At 69.8% G+C, this 16683-nt stretch carries 20 protein-coding genes and 1 pseudogene; 10 read left to right on the top strand and 11 right to left on the bottom strand.

Going from position 1 to position 16683, the window contains the following annotated elements; genetic code table 11:
- The first annotated feature begins 242 nt into the window (after nucleotides 1-242).
- On the top strand, nucleotides 243-893 hold the full coding sequence (locus AC07FT_RS24110; RefSeq protein ID WP_471203674.1) for a response regulator: 651 nt from the start codon (nucleotides 243-245) through the stop codon (nucleotides 891-893).
- 202 nt (nucleotides 894-1095) lie between these two features.
- On the opposite strand, the gene AC07FT_RS24105 is transcribed toward AC07FT_RS24110, so the two are convergent.
- The 3 genes from AC07FT_RS24105 to AC07FT_RS24095 all read right to left on the bottom strand — a co-directional run bounded on the left by AC07FT_RS24105 (nucleotide 1096) and on the right by AC07FT_RS24095 (nucleotide 4934).
- Nucleotides 1096-1350 carry a LysR family transcriptional regulator gene (locus AC07FT_RS24105; protein ID WP_176182264.1) on the bottom strand — a complete coding sequence of 85 codons (255 nt, stop codon included), beginning with the start codon at nucleotides 1348-1350 and terminating at the stop codon, nucleotides 1096-1098.
- A gap of 270 nt (nucleotides 1351-1620) precedes the next feature.
- Nucleotides 1621-4170 carry an ABC transporter permease gene (locus AC07FT_RS24100; protein ID WP_479178055.1) on the bottom strand — a complete coding sequence of 850 codons (2550 nt, stop codon included), beginning with the start codon at nucleotides 4168-4170 and terminating at the stop codon, nucleotides 1621-1623.
- Complete coding sequence (locus tag AC07FT_RS24095; RefSeq protein ID WP_471203677.1) at nucleotides 4170-4934, bottom strand: ABC transporter ATP-binding protein; 765 nt, start codon at nucleotides 4932-4934, stop codon at nucleotides 4170-4172. Before AC07FT_RS24095 ends, AC07FT_RS24100 begins: the two co-directional genes overlap by 1 nt.
- A gap of 228 nt (nucleotides 4935-5162) precedes the next feature.
- Between AC07FT_RS24095 and AC07FT_RS24090 the strand changes: the two genes are divergently transcribed.
- The gene (locus tag AC07FT_RS24090) at nucleotides 5163-6380 is read left to right on the top strand and encodes a cytochrome P450 family protein (protein ID WP_479178054.1); all 1218 of its coding nucleotides are present in this window, start codon (nucleotides 5163-5165) and stop codon (nucleotides 6378-6380) included.
- A gap of 27 nt (nucleotides 6381-6407) precedes the next feature.
- Here the strand turns inward: AC07FT_RS24090 and AC07FT_RS24085 are convergent, their stop codons facing one another.
- Together AC07FT_RS24085 and AC07FT_RS24080 are read right to left on the bottom strand one after the other, a co-directional pair.
- Nucleotides 6408-7088, bottom strand: coding sequence for a DUF4142 domain-containing protein (locus AC07FT_RS24085; RefSeq protein WP_479178053.1), 681 nt, complete (start codon nucleotides 7086-7088; stop codon nucleotides 6408-6410).
- 545 nt (nucleotides 7089-7633) lie between these two features.
- Nucleotides 7634-8128 (bottom strand): MarR family winged helix-turn-helix transcriptional regulator, encoded by a 495-nt coding sequence (locus AC07FT_RS24080; RefSeq protein ID WP_471203683.1) that lies wholly within the window; start codon nucleotides 8126-8128, stop codon nucleotides 7634-7636.
- Nucleotides 8129-8241: 113 nt separating this feature from the next.
- On the opposite strand from AC07FT_RS24080, the gene AC07FT_RS24075 reads away from it, so the two are divergent.
- The gene (locus tag AC07FT_RS24075) at nucleotides 8242-8655 is read left to right on the top strand and encodes a hypothetical protein (RefSeq protein ID WP_479178052.1); all 414 of its coding nucleotides are present in this window, start codon (nucleotides 8242-8244) and stop codon (nucleotides 8653-8655) included.
- A gap of 5 nt (nucleotides 8656-8660) precedes the next feature.
- Here AC07FT_RS24075 and AC07FT_RS24070 read toward each other — a convergent pair whose 3' ends face one another.
- On the bottom strand, nucleotides 8661-8867 hold the full coding sequence (locus AC07FT_RS24070; RefSeq protein ID WP_479178051.1) for a hypothetical protein: 207 nt from the start codon (nucleotides 8865-8867) through the stop codon (nucleotides 8661-8663).
- 53 nt (nucleotides 8868-8920) lie between these two features.
- Between AC07FT_RS24070 and AC07FT_RS24065 the strand changes: the two genes are divergently transcribed.
- Nucleotides 8921-9760 carry an alpha/beta fold hydrolase gene (locus tag AC07FT_RS24065; protein ID WP_479178050.1) on the top strand — a complete coding sequence of 280 codons (840 nt, stop codon included), beginning with the start codon at nucleotides 8921-8923 and terminating at the stop codon, nucleotides 9758-9760.
- 6 nt (nucleotides 9761-9766) lie between these two features.
- On the opposite strand, the gene AC07FT_RS24060 is transcribed toward AC07FT_RS24065, so the two are convergent.
- Nucleotides 9767-10126, bottom strand: coding sequence for a DUF6234 family protein (locus AC07FT_RS24060; RefSeq protein WP_479178049.1), 360 nt, complete (start codon nucleotides 10124-10126; stop codon nucleotides 9767-9769).
- A 47-nt stretch (nucleotides 10127-10173) separates the two neighbouring features.
- The gene (locus AC07FT_RS24055; RefSeq protein ID WP_479178048.1) at nucleotides 10174-11142 is read right to left on the bottom strand and encodes a GlxA family transcriptional regulator; all 969 of its coding nucleotides are present in this window, start codon (nucleotides 11140-11142) and stop codon (nucleotides 10174-10176) included.
- A gap of 115 nt (nucleotides 11143-11257) precedes the next feature.
- Here AC07FT_RS24055 and AC07FT_RS24050 point away from each other — a divergent pair, with 115 nt between their 5' ends.
- Together AC07FT_RS24050 and AC07FT_RS24045 are read left to right on the top strand one after the other, a co-directional pair.
- Entirely contained in the window at nucleotides 11258-12247 is a 990-nt protein-coding gene (locus AC07FT_RS24050) for an NADP-dependent oxidoreductase (RefSeq protein ID WP_479178047.1), read from the top strand.
- 222 nt (nucleotides 12248-12469) lie between these two features.
- On the top strand, nucleotides 12470-13006 hold the full coding sequence (locus AC07FT_RS24045; protein WP_479178046.1) for a DUF1062 domain-containing protein: 537 nt from the start codon (nucleotides 12470-12472) through the stop codon (nucleotides 13004-13006).
- Between the two features lie 78 nt (nucleotides 13007-13084).
- Here AC07FT_RS24045 and AC07FT_RS24040 read toward each other — a convergent pair whose 3' ends face one another.
- A complete protein-coding gene (locus AC07FT_RS24040) occupies nucleotides 13085-13468 on the bottom strand; it encodes a VOC family protein (RefSeq protein ID WP_471203699.1) in 384 nt (127 codons plus the stop codon).
- A gap of 118 nt (nucleotides 13469-13586) precedes the next feature.
- Between AC07FT_RS24040 and AC07FT_RS24035 the strand changes: the two genes are divergently transcribed.
- Nucleotides 13587-13964, top strand: coding sequence for a hypothetical protein (locus AC07FT_RS24035; protein ID WP_479178045.1), 378 nt, complete (start codon nucleotides 13587-13589; stop codon nucleotides 13962-13964).
- Nucleotides 13965-14021: 57 nt separating this feature from the next.
- On the top strand, nucleotides 14022-14351 hold the full coding sequence (locus AC07FT_RS24030) for a hypothetical protein (RefSeq protein ID WP_479178044.1): 330 nt from the start codon (nucleotides 14022-14024) through the stop codon (nucleotides 14349-14351).
- Nucleotides 14352-14553: 202 nt separating this feature from the next.
- On the opposite strand, the gene AC07FT_RS24025 is transcribed toward AC07FT_RS24030, so the two are convergent.
- Nucleotides 14554-14931, bottom strand: coding sequence for a hypothetical protein (locus tag AC07FT_RS24025; RefSeq protein ID WP_479178043.1), 378 nt, complete (start codon nucleotides 14929-14931; stop codon nucleotides 14554-14556).
- Nucleotides 14932-15404: 473 nt separating this feature from the next.
- Between AC07FT_RS24025 and AC07FT_RS24020 the strand changes: the two genes are divergently transcribed.
- Nucleotides 15405-15737: an ATP-binding protein gene (locus AC07FT_RS24020; protein ID WP_479178042.1), complete on the top strand. Its 333-nt coding sequence runs from the start codon at nucleotides 15405-15407 to the stop codon at nucleotides 15735-15737.
- Nucleotides 15738-16064: 327 nt separating this feature from the next.
- Here AC07FT_RS24020 and AC07FT_RS24015 read toward each other — a convergent pair whose 3' ends face one another.
- Entirely contained in the window at nucleotides 16065-16286 is a 222-nt protein-coding gene (locus AC07FT_RS24015) for a hypothetical protein (protein WP_471203702.1), read from the bottom strand.
- Between the two features lie 215 nt (nucleotides 16287-16501).
- On the opposite strand from AC07FT_RS24015, the pseudogene AC07FT_RS24010 reads away from it, so the two are divergent.
- Nucleotides 16502-16683 (top strand): annotated as a pseudogene (locus AC07FT_RS24010) (DNA-directed RNA polymerase subunit alpha); the annotation flags it as partial.

The raw sequence follows: 16683 nt of genomic DNA, 5'->3' as shown, positions 1-16683 counted from the left end.
CTGAGTGTTCTGGTGCGAGCCATGCTCAGTCACCACTCCAACCTGAAAGGCACCGCACGGGGCCGCACGGCGTCGAGAGGGGGGTCCGGCCGTGTCATAGGAGTCACCTCGGGCCCGCGACACCGCCTGGCGGCATGCTCCCAACCGCCCCCACGGCCCCAAAGCCCTTAACGAAACTTTCGATACGGGCCCGCGGACCGTCCCGGTGCGGAGAGTGTGCTCTTCCGGCTACGGTGAGTGTCGTGACCACCCGCATCCTGCTGGCCGACGACCAGGACACCGTCCGGATCGGCTTCCGGCTGATCATCGACTCACAACCGGACATGGAGGTCGTGGGGGAGGCCGCGGACGGCCTGGAGGCCGTCGAACTCGCCCGTAGGCTCCGGCCGGACGTGGTGCTCGCCGACATCCGGATGCCGCGGATGAACGGGCTCGAGGTCACCCGGCTGCTCACCGGACCCGGTGTCGAGGACCCGGTCAAGGTGATCGTGGTGACCACCTTCGACCTGGACGAGTACGTCCACACCGCGCTGCGCAACGGCGCCTGCGGCTTCCTCCTCAAGCGCTCCGGACCCACCCTGCTGGTGGAGGCGATCCGGGCGGCGATGGCCGGGGACGCCATGATCAGCCCCTCGGTGACGGTCCGTCTGCTGCGCCAGTTCCAGGAGCCGGAGAAGCCGCGGGCCAAGCAGCCACTCGAGGCGCTGACCGAACGCGAGGTGGAGATCGCGGGGCTGGTCGCCCAGGGGATGACCAACGCCGAGATCGCCGGCGAGCTGTTCATCTCGGCCGGCACGGTCAAGACCCATATCGCCAACGTCCAGCGGAAGTTGGACGTCCGGAACCGGGTCGGGATCGCCGCCTGGGTCTGGGACAGCGACCGTGTCGGCTGACCGCCCGCCGACTTAACCGTCGGTTGCGTTCGCTGCACCTTCCTGCCATCCACACCCTGTGGACAGAAGGCGCCGGATCGGCTCCCCCTCGGAAGGACCCCGCGATCCCCCCCGGCACCCCCCGGCGCCCTCCGCCACCAACGGACAAGGGCCCGGCCCCCGTTGTGCGGGGACACGGGCCCTAGGGCGTGCCAGGAAGGAGTCAGGCGGCGCAGACGCCTTTCATGCTGTCGATAAGAGCCAGTACGGCACGGGCCGACGGCAGGATCATGCGCCCTTCGCGGGTGAGCTGGGCGCCGGTGGAATCGCGAGTGAAGAGCTTTGTACCGAGCATTTGTTCCAGGCACTTGATCTGATAGCTGATGGCGGGCTGTGAATAACCGAGGACCTTCGCCGCCTGATCCATACGGCCTATCTCCGCTATAGAGACGAAGGCGCGAAACTCCCGCTCGTGCATTTTGCCCCCTGTCCGATTCGGCTGCCTTCTGGGCTGCCGAGAACCGGTTCCACAGCACCGGTCATCCGATCCGTCGAACCCATATCAACGTAACTGATCTCGCATGGCAACAGCCGGTGCAGGAAGCTGCAATGCGGTGCCCCGCACTATGGGTAGGACCGCCCCGCGGTGCCTCGTCGGGGGAATTTTCGAGGCACCGCGGGAGTCTTTTCGGTGATTCCGCGACACGTTCCGGAAGAGCGGAACGCACGGTCCGTCACCGCCGGAGTCTCACTCCTGGGTGACCGCCTTCAGCACATTCAGCCGGGCCCCTCGCCGGGCCGGTCCCAGCGAGGCCAGCATGCCGACCAGCGCGGCACCCACCAGATAGACCGCCATCAGCGCCCAGGGAAGCGACAGACTGCTCACGCCCTGGGACTTCATCGAGCGGGCCACCGCCAGACCGAGTCCGGAGCCGACCAGTACGCCGAGCACCGCGCCGAAGAGCGAGATGACCACCGACTCCGTCATGATCATGCGGATGGTCTGCCCCCGGCCGAGCCCGATGGCGCGCAGCGCGCCCAGCTCCTTCGTCCGCTCCATCACCGACAGCGCCAGGGTGTTGACGATGCCCAGCACCGCGATGATCATCGCGACCGCGAGCAGCGCCTGCACCACGTTGAGCATCATGTCGAAGCCGTCGTTGAACTTCTGCGCGACCTGCTCCTTGGACTGCACCGTCACCTCGGGGCTGTCCCGCAGCGCCTTCTCCACCCGCGGCTGGACCGAGTCGGCCGAGGCACCCGGCGCCAGCTTGATGTACGCCTGCGACGGCTGGGCGTAGCGGAAGCCCTTCGTGGCATCGGCCCAGGGCACCACCACGCTGTTGGCCAGCGCCATCTCCGCGAAGGTGCCCGCCAGCCGGTAGCTGCGCCGCTCCCCGCGCTGGAGCTGGACGGTGACCTTGTCGCCGACCTTCACCCCGCGGTCCTCGGCGGTGTTCTTGTTCATCAGCACCGAACCGGGGCCGAGTTCACCGATCGACCCGGTCTCGGCCCGCAGGCTCAGCAGCCCGCGCGCCGCCTTCCAGTCCTCCCACGAGGAGACGGTCTGGGTGGCGCCCCCGACCTTCGCGGTGTCGAACGAGGCGCCCGCCGCGGCGTCCACCCCGTCGATCCCGCGCACCGCGCGCAGCGCCGCCGGGTCGATGGAAGCCGACATGCCCGCCCCGGTGTCGCCCATGGCGACCAGTTCGGCCTTCAGCTTGCCGGAGATCTCGTTGTTGACGCTGTCCTTCGCCGACGCGGCCACCGTACTGAGCGTGGTGACCAGCGCGACGCCGATCATCAGGGCCGAGGCGGTGATCGCGGTCCGGCGCGGATTGCGCGCCGAGTTGCGCCGTCCGAGCTGGCCCGGGAGCGAACGGGAGAACATCCCGCCCAGCAGCCACACCGCGGGCCTGCTGATCAGCGGGGTGAGCAGCGCGACCCCGATGAAGGCCAGCAGCACACCGGGCAGGACGGCGGAGACCGCCGCGTCGCCCGAGCCCATCAGCCCGGTGAGCAGCAGCCCCGCGCCCAGCACCAGCAGGATCGAACCGGTCCAGGTCTGCTTGCGGTGCCTGCGGTCCGGGGCCGCGGCGGCGCGGATCACCGCGATCGGCGGCACCTTCGCCGCGCGCAGCGCCGGGAACAGCGCGGCCAGCATCGTCACCCCGACGCCCACCACCAGCGATACGGTCACCGCGCTCGCCGGCACCGCGAGATCGGCGACCTCCAGCCCCTCCATGGTGTCCGCCAGCAGCGAGGCGCCCAGCGCCCCGAGGCCGACCCCGAGCCCGAGGCCGACGCCCGCCGCGACCAGCCCGATGACCATCGACTCCAGCAGCACCGACCCGATCATCTGGCGGCGGCTGGCGCCCAGCGCCCGCAGCAGCGCCAGCTCCCGCATCCGCTGGGCGATGATGATGGAGAAGGTGTTGATGATCAGGAAGACACCCACCAGCACCGCCACGGCGGCGAAGCCCAGCAGCACCTGGGTGACCAGGTCCAGGACGTCCCGCGAGCGGTCGGCCGACTCCTTCGACAGCTCCTCACCGGTGCGCACCTCGAAACCGGCGCCCAGCTCCTTCTTCAGCGCGCTCTGCACGGAGGCGGCGCCGGCGCCGGAGTCGAGGGTCACGGTGACGGCCGAGTACTCACCGGTCCCGCCCAGCATCAGCCTCTGCGCCACCGGTTCGGTGAACGCGACCGTCTGCTCACCGCCGATGGAGTCACGGTCACCGGAGTACCCGAAGACACCCGCGACGGTGAACGTCCGCTTCGGCTCCCCGGTCAGTACCGCGATGGTGTCGCCGACCGAGAAGTGGCCCTTCTCGGCGAGCCCCGCGTTGATCGCCACCTCGCCCGGCTTCACGGGGGCGTGCCCCTCGCGCAGCTTCAGCAGCGAGGTCTCCCCGGTCCAGCTCCTGCCGTACCGGGGGCCGCCGGTGGACGGGACCACCTTGCCGTCCGCGCCGAGCGCCCGCGCGCCCTCGACCCGTACCTCCCCGGCGGCCTTGCCGACCCCGGAGACGTCCGCGACCTCGCGCACCGTCGCCCGGTCCAGCCCCACCGGCGCACTGGCCGCGTCGCCGACCCCGGCGTCGACCCGCGGTTTCGCGGCGACCTGGAGGTCGATGTCGTCGTACGCTCCCGCGAACTGGGCGTCGAACGAACGGCCCAGGGTGTCCTGGAGGACGAAGGCGCCGGAGACGAAGGTGACGCCCAGCACCACCGCGAGCCCCGACAGCAGCAGTCTGAGCTTGCGCGAGAGCACGCTCTTGAGAGTCGCCTTGAACATCAGGCCACCTTCTCCAGCGTGTCGATCTTCTTCATCATGTCGAGCACGGTCTCGGCGGTCGGTTCGGTGATCTCGCCGACGACCTGGCCATCGGCGAAGAAGACCACCCGGTCCGCGTAGGAGGCGGCGTTGGGGTCATGGGTGACCATCACGATCGTCTGGCCCAGCGTCCGCACCGAGTCCCGCAGGAAGCGCAGCACCTCGGCCCCGGCCCGTGAGTCCAGATTGCCGGTCGGCTCGTCCGCGAAGATCACCTCGGGCTGGGACACCAGCGCCCGCGCGCACGCCACCCGCTGCTGCTGCCCACCGGACAGCTCCGACGGCAGGTGCCCCAGCCGTTCGCTGAGCCCCACCGTGTCGATCACCCGTTGGAGCCACTCCGGCGAAGGCTTCCGTTTCGCGATGGCGAGCGGCAGCAGGATGTTCTCCTCCGCGGTCAGCATCGGCAGCAAATTGAATTGCTGGAAAATAAATCCGATGCGCTCTCTGCGAAGGCGGGTCAACTCCTTGTCGCTCATTCCGTTGACCTTCATGTCGGCGATGTACACATCGCCTTCCGTCACCGAGTCGAGACCGGCGATGCAGTGCATCAAGGTCGACTTACCGGAACCCGAAGGTCCCATGATCGCGGTGAATTGACCCCGGCGCAGTTCCACATCCACCCCTCGCAGGGCGGCGACTTGGGCATCGCCCACGCCGTAGGTCTTGTGGACATTCACCGCTCGGGCGGCCAGTTCCGTCTCCGTCGAAATCGTCGCGCTCACGCGGCTCACTCTCCCTGTGCCGGGCGGTGCTTACGCTGTCGAGCCGAGACTAGGACGGGCCCTGGGGCGGCCACCTCTGCCGAATGGCAGAGATCGGGGCGGAGTCGGCGCCGTGGGTTCGCTTCGAAGTCTTTGCATCACACCTGTGCGGGCCGGAGGCCGGACCTAGGGTCCGGGGAGCAGGAGCGCCGACCGGACAGCGCCTACCGGACAGTCGAGGGGGACGGCATGGCCGCCACACGGACACTCTCCAAATACTGGATGCTCACCAACGAGTTCACCCAGAACCCCTATCCGGTACTGGAACACGTCCGTGAGGAACGCCCGGTCTGCGAGATCACGCTCCCCGACGGCGGTCGCGCCTGGGTGGTGACCCGCTACGACGAGGCCCGGGCCGCGCTCGCCGACCCCCGCCTCAGCCGCGACATCCATGTTCACTACCAGTTGATGTCCCGCCGCTCGGGGCGCACCCTCACCCCTCCCCCCGAGGAGGCCAACCACCTGGCCAACCTCGAACCGCCGCGCCACACCCCGCTGCGCAAGGCCATCAGCTTCGCCTTCACCCCACGCCGCGCCGAGGCGCTGCGACCGAGGGTCCTGGAGATCGCGGACGAACTCCTCGACCGGCTGGCCGCCCGTACCCGCCCCGACCTGATCGCGGGCTACGCCGACCCGCTGCCCGTCATCGTCATCGCCGAGCTGATGGGTGTCCCCGCGGACGCCTGGCCGGACTTCCTGCGCTGGTCCCAGGCGCTGCGGACGTTCTCCCCGACCGACACCTCGGGGGTCCTGGACCGCAACATCCAGGACCTGTCGGCGTATATGTCCTCGCTCATCGCGGCGAAGGAGCGCGAACCGGGCGAGGATCTGCTGTCCTCCCTCATCCACGCCGACGCCGAGCGGCGGCTGACCCCCACCGAGATCCTCTCCACCGGCTTCGCCCTGATGACCGGCGGCAACGACACCACCGCCAGCCTGGTCGGCGGGGTCATCGCCGCCCTGCTCACCCATCCCGGGGAACGGGAGCGGCTGCTCGCCGAACCGGGCCGCTGGGGCGCCGCGATGGACGAACTGATCCGCTACGTCAGCCCGATCAGCAACGCCCTCCAGCGCGTCACCACCGAGCCGGTCGAACTCGGCGGCGTCACCATCCCGGCCGGCGAGGTCGTCATCATCTCCGTGATGTCCACCAACCGCGACCGCGGCCAGTTCCCCGACCACCCCGACGACCTCGACCTGGACCGTGCCAAACCGGCCCATCTGAGCTTCGGCTTCGGCATCCACTACTGCTCCGGGGCCCATCTGGCGAAGATCATCACCGAGATCGGCGCACGACGGCTCTTCGAGCGCTTCCCCGAGGTGCGGCTGGCGGTCGCGCCGTCCGCACTGCGCTACCAGCAGAACGTGGTGGTGCGCCCGCTGGAGGCGCTGCCGGTCACCTGGTGAATCCGGTGACCGGCGGCCGCGCCGCGGTCACTTGGACTTGGGAACGGTGGAGGCGACGTCGTCGAGCACGGCGTCCGTGACCAGACCGGTGTCCTCGAGCACCTCCATATGGTCGTTCACCGTGGCGTTGGTCTGCGTGGCCAGCCGCCGGATCAGGGAGTTCTTGGTGGCGGCGCGGACCTGGGCGATGACGATGAAGATCTTGCCGTGCGAGGCACGCAGCAGGTCCACGAAGAGCTGGTCGAACTTCTCGCCGTCGGCCTCCTTCAACTGCTGTACCCAGGCCTGCTGTTCGGCACTGGCCTCGTCGGGCAGCGGCACGTTGAGGGTCTTGGCGGTCTCACGGGTGAGCTGGTCCAGCTTGCTGTGGCCGTCCAGCAGGTGCATCCCGGCCCGTTTGATGGCCTCACCCGCGGCCTGGCTCTGAGCCATCCGCCCGGCGGGGATCTCCCACAGCCCGGCCTGCCGGACCTTGACCAGGAACGTCTTGTCCAGTTCGGTCAGCGCCCCGGACCCGGAGGCGGCCGCCGTTCCGGCGTCCTGCGCGGACGGCACGGTCCCCGCCACCGAGCCCTCCTCGCTGTCACTCCTCGAGATCCACACGGCCACCCCGGCGACGATCGCCACCATGGCGACCACGGCGGCCAGGATCCGGCTGCGAGGAAACGCGGAGCCGTGGTGTCGCGCGTTCCGGGCGTGAGATTTCATCATGCCTCCTGGGGACGCAACGGCCCGTCGGGAGAGCCGTGGCCGTGCTGCGGGGATCAGCGGTACGACTGAGGTACGGCAGGCACGGATCTTTGCACTCAGCAAAAGCCGGTCTTCGTCATCTGCGCTCAAGATGCGCCCGAAGGTGGCGTCTTTGCCTTAGAATCCCGGCCCTCGCGGCACGGTGTGTCCCGACGGCGACACTCGCGGCGGGTGTTGTGGCAGCGCCCCGGCAGCGAGATTGCCGTGCCCGCGCCCCCACGGGGCCGTCATGACCACGCGACGCCGCGGGTGATGTCAGCGGCGAACCACCTGGCATACGGTGCCATGGCGGCAGCTCGCGCCATGTGGGGCGCCGTGCCGGCGGCTCACGCGGCGGGCGCAGCCGCGGCGGCGTCCCACGACCGCACGAAGGTTCAGTGGCGGCCCACTCCGCCCGACATGCCCTGGCGAGGACTCATGCCACACGGGAGACCGCGACGGCACCCCGCACCACTCGCCGTCCGCGACGGCACCGGCATGCCCGCGAGGGCCCCGCGCCACGTTCACCAGCCGGCGACTCTTCGCGGCTCCCCCCGCTTGCCCGAGGGCTCACCGCCGGCCTCCGTGAAGGCTTGCAACGCCTCGATCAGACCGCGCCGCTGCCCCGCGGGCATCGCTGCCACGATGCCCGTGAGCTCGCCCTTGCGCCGCTCGGTGACCTCCTCCACCGTGCGCCGCCCGGTATCCGTCAGCGAGATCACACTGGTCCGCCGGTCCGCCTCCGAGGTCCCGCGGGCCACCACCCCGACCGCCGCCAGCCGGTCGATCATCCGCATCGCCGTGGAGGGCTGCACCTCCAGTTCCTCGGCCAGCCGGGAAAGACTGAGCGGCCCACGGTTCTCCAGCGCCACCAGCATCCGGAACTGCGGCAGGGTCAGCGTCTCCTCCACCGCCGCCAAGGACCGCGCCGACACCGCGACCAGCAGCCGGGAGGCGATCAACAAGGCGTGCACCATGGCCTCGATATCGGATTCGGGAACGGGCGAACTCGTCGGCATAGGCCCTTTCTACCCCGGCCCCGCCGGAATCGCGGTGGCCGAATGGCCCCCGCTGTGCCACCCTGCGCCTATGCTCCGCACGACGTCCCACCCAGCGAACCAGCCCGGGAGCCATGCCGCGTAGGCCACCGGCAGCGGTACGGGCCGCCCTCGCTCACCACCCCCGTCACCCGCGTCCCCCGCGCTACTCGGTCGTCGACGGAGTCTCCGCGGCGACACTCGGCGAGATCCACCGCCTGGAACGGGCCCGCGGCAACCCCGGCGCGGTCGCCCGGGACCTGCGGTGGTGGAGACACCAGGCGGCACAGGTGACCCGCCGGGCCGGGCCCGGCACCCCCGATCCGCCGTGTCCGTGCTGCGAGCCGGACCCCGAGGGCCGCCCCGGTCTGGAACGTGTACTTGGCGCCCTCTCCCGCCGCGCCCGGCGCGAACTCGCCGCGGTGGTGGGCTCGGTGGACCGCAGGGTGCTCGCGACCACCTACGGACCGCCACCCGACGTGCCCGAGTGGTGGGAGCGTCGCCACTGACGCCCTCAGATCGGCCGGTACATGCCCGGCACGTCACCCGCCATCAGCCCCCGGCTGATGGCGATGTAGACGGGCCCGTGCGGAGTCGGGGTCTGCCACGCCTCCCACTGGTCCAGCTCTTCCGCGCAGTACCGCTTCAACAGCCCGATGAGGAGGCCGAATTCATCGTCCGACAGCGGCCCGTGCCTCTCCTCGCCCCCGTTCGTCTCCATCCCCGCAGCCTATGCGGCCACCATCCTCCCGCACCTCCCGAAAGGCCCCGCCCATGCCTGCCTTCTCCGCGCCCGACGGCACCGAACTCGCCTACGACATCCTCGGTGACGGGCCTCCGCTGATCGTCCTCCCCGGCGGCCCGATGCAGGACCCGGCCTATCTGGGCGACCTCGGCGGTCTCTCCGCACACCACCGGCTGATCAGACCGCACCTCCGCGGTACGGGCCGTTCGGCCACCCCGCACGACCCCGCCACCTACCGCTGCGACCGCCTCGTCCCGGACGTCGAAGCCCTCCGCGCCCACCTCGGCCTCGACCACGTCGATCTGCTCGCCCACTCCGCCGGCACCAACCTGGCCATCCGCTACGCGGAACACCATCCGGACCGCGTCCGCAGACTGGCCCTGATCACCCCGAGCCCCATGGCACTCGGCATCACCGTCACACCCGAGCTCCGCCGTGAAACGGCCCTCCTCCGCCAGGACGAACCGTGGTTCCCGACGGCGTTCGCCGCCCTGGAGGCGATCACCTCCGGAAAGGCCACCGCCGACTCCTGGCAGGCCATCGCCCCGTTCCGCTACGGCCATTGGGACGCCACCACCCAGGCCCACCAGGCCGCCGAGGCCACCCAGCGCAACAACGAGGCCGCCGCCGTCTACGCCTCCGAAGGCGCCTTCTCCCCCGACACCACCCGCACCGCCCTCGCCGGCTTCCAGCAGCCGGTACTGCTCCTCGCCGGGGAGTACGACCTCAACTCCCCGCCCGCCTCCGTGGCGGCCCTGGCCGACCTCTTCCCCACCCCGCACCTCACGACCCAGCCCGCCACGGCCCACTTCCCGTGGCTGGACGACCCGTTCCGTTTCCTGTCCACCACCACGTCCTTCCTCGCCTGACGCGCCTCATCCCAGACCCTCACACCCGTCCGCGTGAGGGTCCTGGGCACACACCCGCGACCGCCGCACGTCCTCCCGGACCGCGCCTTCCCTCTGGGCCGCCAGCATGACCACGCCTGTGAGCAGGACGACCGCCACCTGGCTCCAGACGATCGCCACGTGACGCTTCCGCGCGGCCACCACCGCCACCACGACGGCGATGGCGGCCACCACCGCCACCTTCAGGAGATACGGCCCGGCCGGGTCCCCGACGTCCTCGGGATCCCAGGAGGTGAACCACCAGTGGAGGGAGATCCCGGCCAAGGCCACCACCTCCCAGAACGCCAGAGCGAGGGCAACCCATCCCATACCGGTTCGTTCCGCCATGGCCCGAGCACACCACCACACACCGCGCGGCACATGAGTACGCGTACTCATCCCCCCGCACCGGAGCGGAAGGTCCGGCGGTACCTCTGCGGGCTCACACCGATGGCGGCGTGGAGCCGCTGCCGCAGGGAGGCGCCGGTGCCGAGTCCGGACCGCCGGGCGACGAGGTCGACGGGCCAGTCGGTGGTCTCCAGGAAGTGGCGTGCGAGGTCCACGCGTTGCCGGGTGAGCCACTGACCGGGCGTCGTGCCGACCTCATCGCGGAAGCGGCGGCTGAAGGTGCGCACGCTCATATTGGCGTGCGCGGCCAGCCCGGCCACGGCGAGCGGTTCCGACAGCCGCCGCGCGGCCCAGGCCCGGGTGGCCGCGGTGCTGCCGGTGGCCGGTCCGGGGACGGGACGCCGGATGCGCTGCGCCTGACCGCCCTCCCGCCATGGCGGTACGACACAGGAGCGGGCGACCTCGTTGGCCACATGACTGCCGTGGTCGCGGCGGACGATGTGCAGACAGAGGTCGACACCGGCGGCCACTCCCGCCGAGGTGAGGACGTCCCCGTCGTCGACGTACAGCACGTCCGGGTCGATACGGGCGGTGGTGAACATCCTCTGGAGCCGATCGGCCTCACGCCAGTGGGTGGTGGCGGGACGGCCGTCGAGCAGTCCGGCGGCGGCCAGTACGTAGGCCCCGGTGCAGATCGCGACGAACCTCGTCCCCGGCCGTACGGCGGCCAGGGCCTCCCGCAGCGGTTCGGGCAGCCGGCCCTCCTCCCGTATGGGCCCCAGCCGGTGGGAGGGCGGGACGACCACGGTGTCGACGGTGGCCAGCAAGGAGGCGTCATGGGAGACAGCGAGGTCGTAGTCGGCCTCGGCCCGCACAGGGCCACCGTCCAGGCTGCACGTGGTCACGGAGTAGAGCGGATGGCCGTCGCCGTCACGGGCGGCGTGGAAGATGCGGGCGGGAATGCCCAGCTCGAAGGGGACGACGCCGTCCAGGGCCAGAACGCCAACACGATGCATGGCCGGATCCTTTCAGGGCGTGACCGTCAGGCCACCACCGCGGGCCACGGCACCCGGGCAGTGTGGGCCCGCCGGCACCGCCGTCCCAGCTCGCCCCGGAGAAGGAGCACCACCCATGCCTCAGCCCGTGGACACGTCCGTAGACACCCCTCCGACCATGCGCGCCGTCTCCCAGGACCGGGCCGGAACCCCCGACGTCCTCACGGTCGTCGAGACGGAACGACCGGAACCGGGCCGGGGCGAGATCCTGGTCCGCGTGCACGCGGCGGGCGTCAACCCCGCCGACTGGAAGACGCGCGAGCGCGGTGTGTTCGCCGACGGAACACCCCTCCCCTTCACCCTCGGCTTCGACGTGTCCGGAGTCGTCACGTCCGTCGGCGCGGGCGTGACGGTGTTCCGGCCCGGCGACGAGGTGTTCGGCATGCCCCGCTTCCCGCACCCGGCGGGCGCGTACGCCGAGTACGTCACCGCCCCGGCCCGGCACTTCGCCCCACGCCCCCGCGGTCTCGACCACACCCGGGCCGGTGCCCTGCCGCTGGCCGCGCTCACCGCCTGGCAGGCCCTGGTGGACACCGCCGCCGTCCGGCCCGGTCAGCGCGTCCTGATCCACGCGGGCGCCGGTGGCGTCGGCCATCTGGCCGTCCAGATCGCCAAGGCCCGTGGCGCGTACGTCATCGCCACCGCCAGCGCCGCCAAACACGACCTCGTACGCGCCCTCGGCGCCGACGAACTCATCGACTACCGCACCCAGGACATCGCCACCACCGTCCGCGACGTCGACGTCGTCCTCGACAGCGTCGGCGGCGCCACCTGGTCCCGTTCGCTGCGCACGCTCCGCCGCGGAGGCACCCTCGTCTCGATCCTCCCCCTCGACGACACCTTCCCCTCCGGGCAGGCCGAGGAGGCCGGGGTCCGGGCGGTGTTCATGCTCGTCGAACCGGACCAGCAGGGCCTCCGTGAGATCAGCGCCCTGATCGAGGACGGCCGTCTCCACGTCATCGTCGACGCCGTCTTCGCCCTCGAACAGGCGGCGCAGGCACACGCGTTGGGCGAAACGGGTCGCACCACGGGCAAGATCGTCCTGATACCCGTCCCCACCCCGTAACGCCCCTGGCGATGAGGCGCTCGAAAACCAGTGGAGCGGCGCCGTCGTGTGCCCTTACCGTGCTGCCGGACCAAGCCGTCGAGCCGAAGGCATGCCGTTGTACACCGTGTGAGACCCCCCGAGAGCTGATCTGTCGCGCGTCGCACCTGTGCGCCGCGCTGCTTCTTGCTGCGGACTTCTCACTGAAACCGGTGTACTTCTGTGCTCACCACCTGGTTTGTCATGCCCACCCGCCTGCCGATCGTCCTCCGCCGTTGCCACACCTGCGCCTCCGCGAGCTCCGGGCGCTTCCGGGCGAGCGGAAAGTTCCGCGTCAACGCCAACCACAAGCTCATCGACGCCTGGCTCCTCGTGCTCTGCACCACCTGCGGGGAAACGGCGAAGCTCACGCTGCTGGAGCGGACCCACGTGCGCTCCGTACGACCCGAGCTGCTGGACCGGCTGCACGCCAACGACCTCGGCCTGACAGCCGAACTGCTCCAGGATCCCGCCGTGCGGCACCGCAATCGCATCGCCCTCGACTGGACCGACGCCTGGCGTCTCGACACCGGCGGACCGGACCACCTGGACCAGGAGGTGATCGACGTCTCGGTCCGCTTCGCGGCGCGGATCCCGGTCCGCCCGACGCGGCTGATCGCCGAGGGCTGCGGTCTCTCACGGGCCGGGGCCGAGAAACTGATCACCGAAGGGAAGCTCGTCTCGGCGGTCCGGCTGAACGGCAAGCTCTCCGACGACTTCACCTTCACGCTCAAGCGCTGAGCACCCCCTGAACCGGGGCCTGTCCGGCACCACCCGCCCGACAGGCCCCGGTGCCGCACCAGCCCTTGAGCGAGTACCTCAGGAGGACGTCACAGCCCGTTCGGCCTCACTGCGGAGAACACAGAACTCATTGCCCTCAGGGTCCGCGAGAACGGCCCAGCCCGCACCGTCGCCCTCCCGGCGGTCGGCGACCAGGGTGGCACCGAGGCCGAGCAGCCTCTCGACCTCCTCCTCGCGCGAGGTCTCCGGGCGCAGGCACAGGTGGAGCCTGTTCTTGACCGCCTTCGGCTCGGGCACCTGGTTGAAGTACAGGTTCGGCCCCTCCGGCAGCATCACCTCGGTCTCCCGCGAACCAGGCTCGTCCTCCGGATGCAGCGGACGACCGAGCACCTCGCTCCAGAACCGGGCCAACTCATAGGCATCCGCACAGTCGATCGCCACGTTCTCCACTACCGAAACCATGTGCCTGAGCCTGCCCCAGCCACCGCCCGGGCTGCCACCCCGATCTGAGTACCCCGACACATGCGCCTGAGCACCCGCACCGATCCGAGCCGGGCGGCGGTCTGCCTAGCCTCCTGCCATGAACGATCACGGGGGAAAGGAACGACCGGGCCCACAGGCCGAGGCGGAGCACGCCGCCGCGCAGCCGAACGCACCCGGCCTGGCATGGAGAGCGCTCGGCCTTCTCGTGCTGTGGCTGGTGGGAGGGGCGTTGTTCCTGTTGACCAGACTGATCCCGCTCGGCACGGCCAACTGCGACTACGAGCAGCACGCCGCCTGCGACGAGTCCACCCTGGACCTCGCCATGGCCATCCCGGGAATCACCATCCCCCTGGCCGTACTCGCCGGCAGCTGGGCCCTCTTCTCCCGCCGCCCCGGCGTCGCCCCACTCGCCTGGATCTCCACGATCTTCCTCATCGTCACGGCCACCGGCTCCGCGTTCGCCCTCGCGACCTGAGGCACACTGGTACCTGGGCGAAGGCTCGCTAGCATCCACCACGTTGGGGGTGGAGCCATGGCACTGGTACGCAAAGGCGCGCGGGGCATCGTCGTCGACGGCACGGCCTACCGCTGGCGACTGCGGAGCAGGCCGACCTATCTCCAGGGCTTGGCTTGGTCACCGTGCACATACGCGGTCGAGCACGCGGACACCCCTGGGACAACCCTCGTGGTCACCACCAACCAGCCGCATCCGAGCAACTGGCTCGGCCGGAAGGCCCATCCCACGCTGCCGTCCGAGGTCGCGAATGCCGTTCGACGCGCCCTTGGCGACGGCTGGTCCCCCACGCTTCCGGGGTCCCCGTTCCACCTCGACCAGTCCGCCGGCTTCACCCCGTCCCCCTGAACGAGAACCGCACACGCTGCGTCGTGCGGACGGCCAGCGGCTCTACCGCCGCCACCAGCCAGCTGTCCGCGCTTGTCCACCGCTGTTCGTCAGCGTTGCCGGACCGCCGGGAGCGACTACCGGCTCGAGGGTGAGTCTCTCGGAAACTGCGGAGAGCTCACCGACGGGCCATCAGCGCCACTGATGGCCCGTCACAAAGGAATTAGTGATCGTTGAGGAATTGGAAGTGGTAGGAGCCCGAATTATCCGAGGGCTCATGCGAGACGATGACGTCGAACTTGCGGTTTTCCGCGAGGTTGTACCTACCGCCGTCCGAGGCGTCCCGGTAGCTGCACTTACCGTCGTTCTTCTTGTCGGTGAGGCTGTACAGGAGGTCGCCGCTGTCGTAGTCGAAGACGTTCACCCACGCCTTCTTGCCGTCGCCCTTGGTGTCACAGACCCTGAGGTAGTCACCGTTCTCCTCGATGTAGGCCGCCGCGTGCTTACCCCTGTCGTACAGCGGTCCGTGGTCCCAGTTCACCGCCTGCGCCGAGCCCGGCACCATGGCCACCGCGACAGCACCCATGACCAGTGCGGACATTCCGCCCTGAACTATCCGCTTGATGCGCAATTCAATCCCCCTGCTTTATGGTGAAGAGCGGTCAGTCGCATGAGGCTAACAGTGCATGTCGGTCAACTCGCGCGCAGGACTAGCCCGGTGAGAAGCCGTGACACTTCCAGGATGGCTTCAGAGGGCGGTATGAGACCTGTGTCTGATTCACCGCTTGAGTTTCAGACGGGCGTTGTCGACGACATGGGGTGCGATCGGCAGGTCCATCGCCTCGAACCTGCCGGGCCCGCAGCGGGCCGTCGATTCTCGACGGCCCGGTGAAACTCCTCCAGCTGCGCGGAAAGCTCCGCGATCCGGTCCTTGGCCGCCTCGGCCTGCGCGGCGATCTCCCGCTCACGCTCCTCCAGCCCGGGCCAGCACCGCGCCGAGCGTCAGCGCCCCGCCGGTCATGCGGTGCGCCAGCTTCCATCCCGTCTGCTCGGCTCTGCCTGGGTCGACGGCAGATGGGCCGGGATGGGAGCTCCCCGCGCACGACAATAACCGGCCGTCACTCGCGCACGACGCTCGGCGCCTGCGCGGAGACGGCTGAGCTGCTCATCAGCGAGCTGGTCACCAACGCCGTGCGATACGGAGAGGCGGAGGAGCTCGGCTTCGCCCTCTTCCACCAGAAGGGCGAAATCCACATCGAGGTCAGCGACGGCTCCCCCGGTCGCCCCAGGATCGGACGTCCCGCCCCGGTCGATGAAAGCGGCTGGGGGATGCTCATCGTCGACGCGCTCGCCGACGCCTGGGGGACCAGTCAGGACGGTACGAGGACGTGGTGCAAGCTCACCTAGCGCCCCGTCCGCCCCCGCCAGGACGCCGTGCCCCACGGCCGACGGGCACCGCGGATGTCAGAAGCCCCGGACCAAGGGTCGTCCGGGGCTTCTTGCTCGGCCTCCATGCCTCAGGCGGGCTCCGGTACATCCTCGTCAAGGAAGGTCTCGTCTTCCCCGAAGTCCGCGGCCTGGAAGGGGTTCGTCGTCGGAGGCGGCGATGCCGTAGTGGCACAGCGGGGTTGCCCTTCCAGGGCGGAGAACAGCGACGTCAGTTCGATGAGGGGTCTCCCTTTGGGGTACAGGTCCCTGAAGGGGCCTGGCGTGCCATGACCGGGCACGGCGGTCCTAGAGCTTGGTCATCTTGGCGTACGGGCTCAAGATCCGCATTTGCGTCGAACCGAAGTCCACGAGCGCCGCGATTCCGTCCTCGATGCCGATCACCCAGCCGAGGCCGTACACGTCGTGCGTGACCTGGTCGCCCACGGCGAAGTGCTTGGGAGCCGGGGTGACCGGAGCCGCGAAGGGGCTGGTGGGCAAATGACGCTTCGGTGCAGCAGGCTTTGTCATCGCCCCCAGTATGCCCCTACGAACTGCGCTGGTCGCTGGTTCTCAGGGGCAGAAGTAGCTGATCGTCGGGCTCTGCAGCAAGAGCTGAGCCTGCCGACCGGCCGCCAGACGGGCGGAGGTCGGGTGGTTCAGATTCATGGGAGGCCGATCCGCCCGTACCCTTCATGGGTGTCTACGGCGTCACCTAGCGCGCCACATACTGGAGGCAATACCTCGTGCTCATCGCTCAGCGTCCGTCACTGACCGAAGAGGTCGTCGACGAGTTCCGCTCCCGGTTCGTGATCGAGCCGCTGGAGCCGGGTTTCGGCTACACCCTCGGAAACTCCCTGCGTCGTACGCTCCTCTCCTCGATCCCCGGTGCGGCGGTCACGTCCATCCGGATCGACGGGGTCCTGCA

The organism is Streptomyces sp. NPDC045899 (genome assembly GCF_056431485.1).
Note: the sequence above shows the minus strand (reverse complement) of the source record. Positions and strands in the feature narration are given on the sequence as shown.

Excerpts from the sequence above, each read along its gene's own strand:
- AC07FT_RS24105 (WP_176182264.1), bottom strand. The coding sequence starts at position 1,350 with ATGCACGAGCGGGAGTTTCGCGCCTTCGTCTCTATAGCGGAGATAGGC.
- AC07FT_RS24100 (WP_479178055.1), bottom strand. The coding sequence starts at position 4,170 with ATGTTCAAGGCGACTCTCAAGAGCGTGCTCTCGCGCAAGCTCAGACTG.
- AC07FT_RS24090 (WP_479178054.1), top strand. The coding sequence starts at position 5,163 with ATGGCCGCCACACGGACACTCTCCAAATACTGGATGCTCACCAACGAG.
- AC07FT_RS24085 (WP_479178053.1), bottom strand. The coding sequence starts at position 7,088 with ATGAAATCTCACGCCCGGAACGCGCGACACCACGGCTCCGCGTTTCCT.
- AC07FT_RS24080 (WP_471203683.1), bottom strand. The coding sequence starts at position 8,128 with ATGCCGACGAGTTCGCCCGTTCCCGAATCCGATATCGAGGCCATGGTG.
- AC07FT_RS24075 (WP_479178052.1), top strand. The coding sequence starts at position 8,242 with ATGCCGCGTAGGCCACCGGCAGCGGTACGGGCCGCCCTCGCTCACCAC.
- AC07FT_RS24070 (WP_479178051.1), bottom strand. The coding sequence starts at position 8,867 with ATGGAGACGAACGGGGGCGAGGAGAGGCACGGGCCGCTGTCGGACGAT.
- AC07FT_RS24065 (WP_479178050.1), top strand. The coding sequence starts at position 8,921 with ATGCCTGCCTTCTCCGCGCCCGACGGCACCGAACTCGCCTACGACATC.
- AC07FT_RS24060 (WP_479178049.1), bottom strand. The coding sequence starts at position 10,126 with ATGGCGGAACGAACCGGTATGGGATGGGTTGCCCTCGCTCTGGCGTTC.
- AC07FT_RS24055 (WP_479178048.1), bottom strand. The coding sequence starts at position 11,142 with ATGCATCGTGTTGGCGTTCTGGCCCTGGACGGCGTCGTCCCCTTCGAG.
- AC07FT_RS24050 (WP_479178047.1), top strand. The coding sequence starts at position 11,258 with ATGCCTCAGCCCGTGGACACGTCCGTAGACACCCCTCCGACCATGCGC.
- AC07FT_RS24045 (WP_479178046.1), top strand. The coding sequence starts at position 12,470 with ATGCCCACCCGCCTGCCGATCGTCCTCCGCCGTTGCCACACCTGCGCC.
- AC07FT_RS24040 (WP_471203699.1), bottom strand. The coding sequence starts at position 13,468 with ATGGTTTCGGTAGTGGAGAACGTGGCGATCGACTGTGCGGATGCCTAT.
- AC07FT_RS24035 (WP_479178045.1), top strand. The coding sequence starts at position 13,587 with ATGAACGATCACGGGGGAAAGGAACGACCGGGCCCACAGGCCGAGGCG.
- AC07FT_RS24030 (WP_479178044.1), top strand. The coding sequence starts at position 14,022 with ATGGCACTGGTACGCAAAGGCGCGCGGGGCATCGTCGTCGACGGCACG.
- AC07FT_RS24025 (WP_479178043.1), bottom strand. The coding sequence starts at position 14,931 with ATGTCCGCACTGGTCATGGGTGCTGTCGCGGTGGCCATGGTGCCGGGC.
- AC07FT_RS24020 (WP_479178042.1), top strand. The coding sequence starts at position 15,405 with ATGGGCCGGGATGGGAGCTCCCCGCGCACGACAATAACCGGCCGTCAC.
- AC07FT_RS24015 (WP_471203702.1), bottom strand. The coding sequence starts at position 16,286 with ATGACAAAGCCTGCTGCACCGAAGCGTCATTTGCCCACCAGCCCCTTC.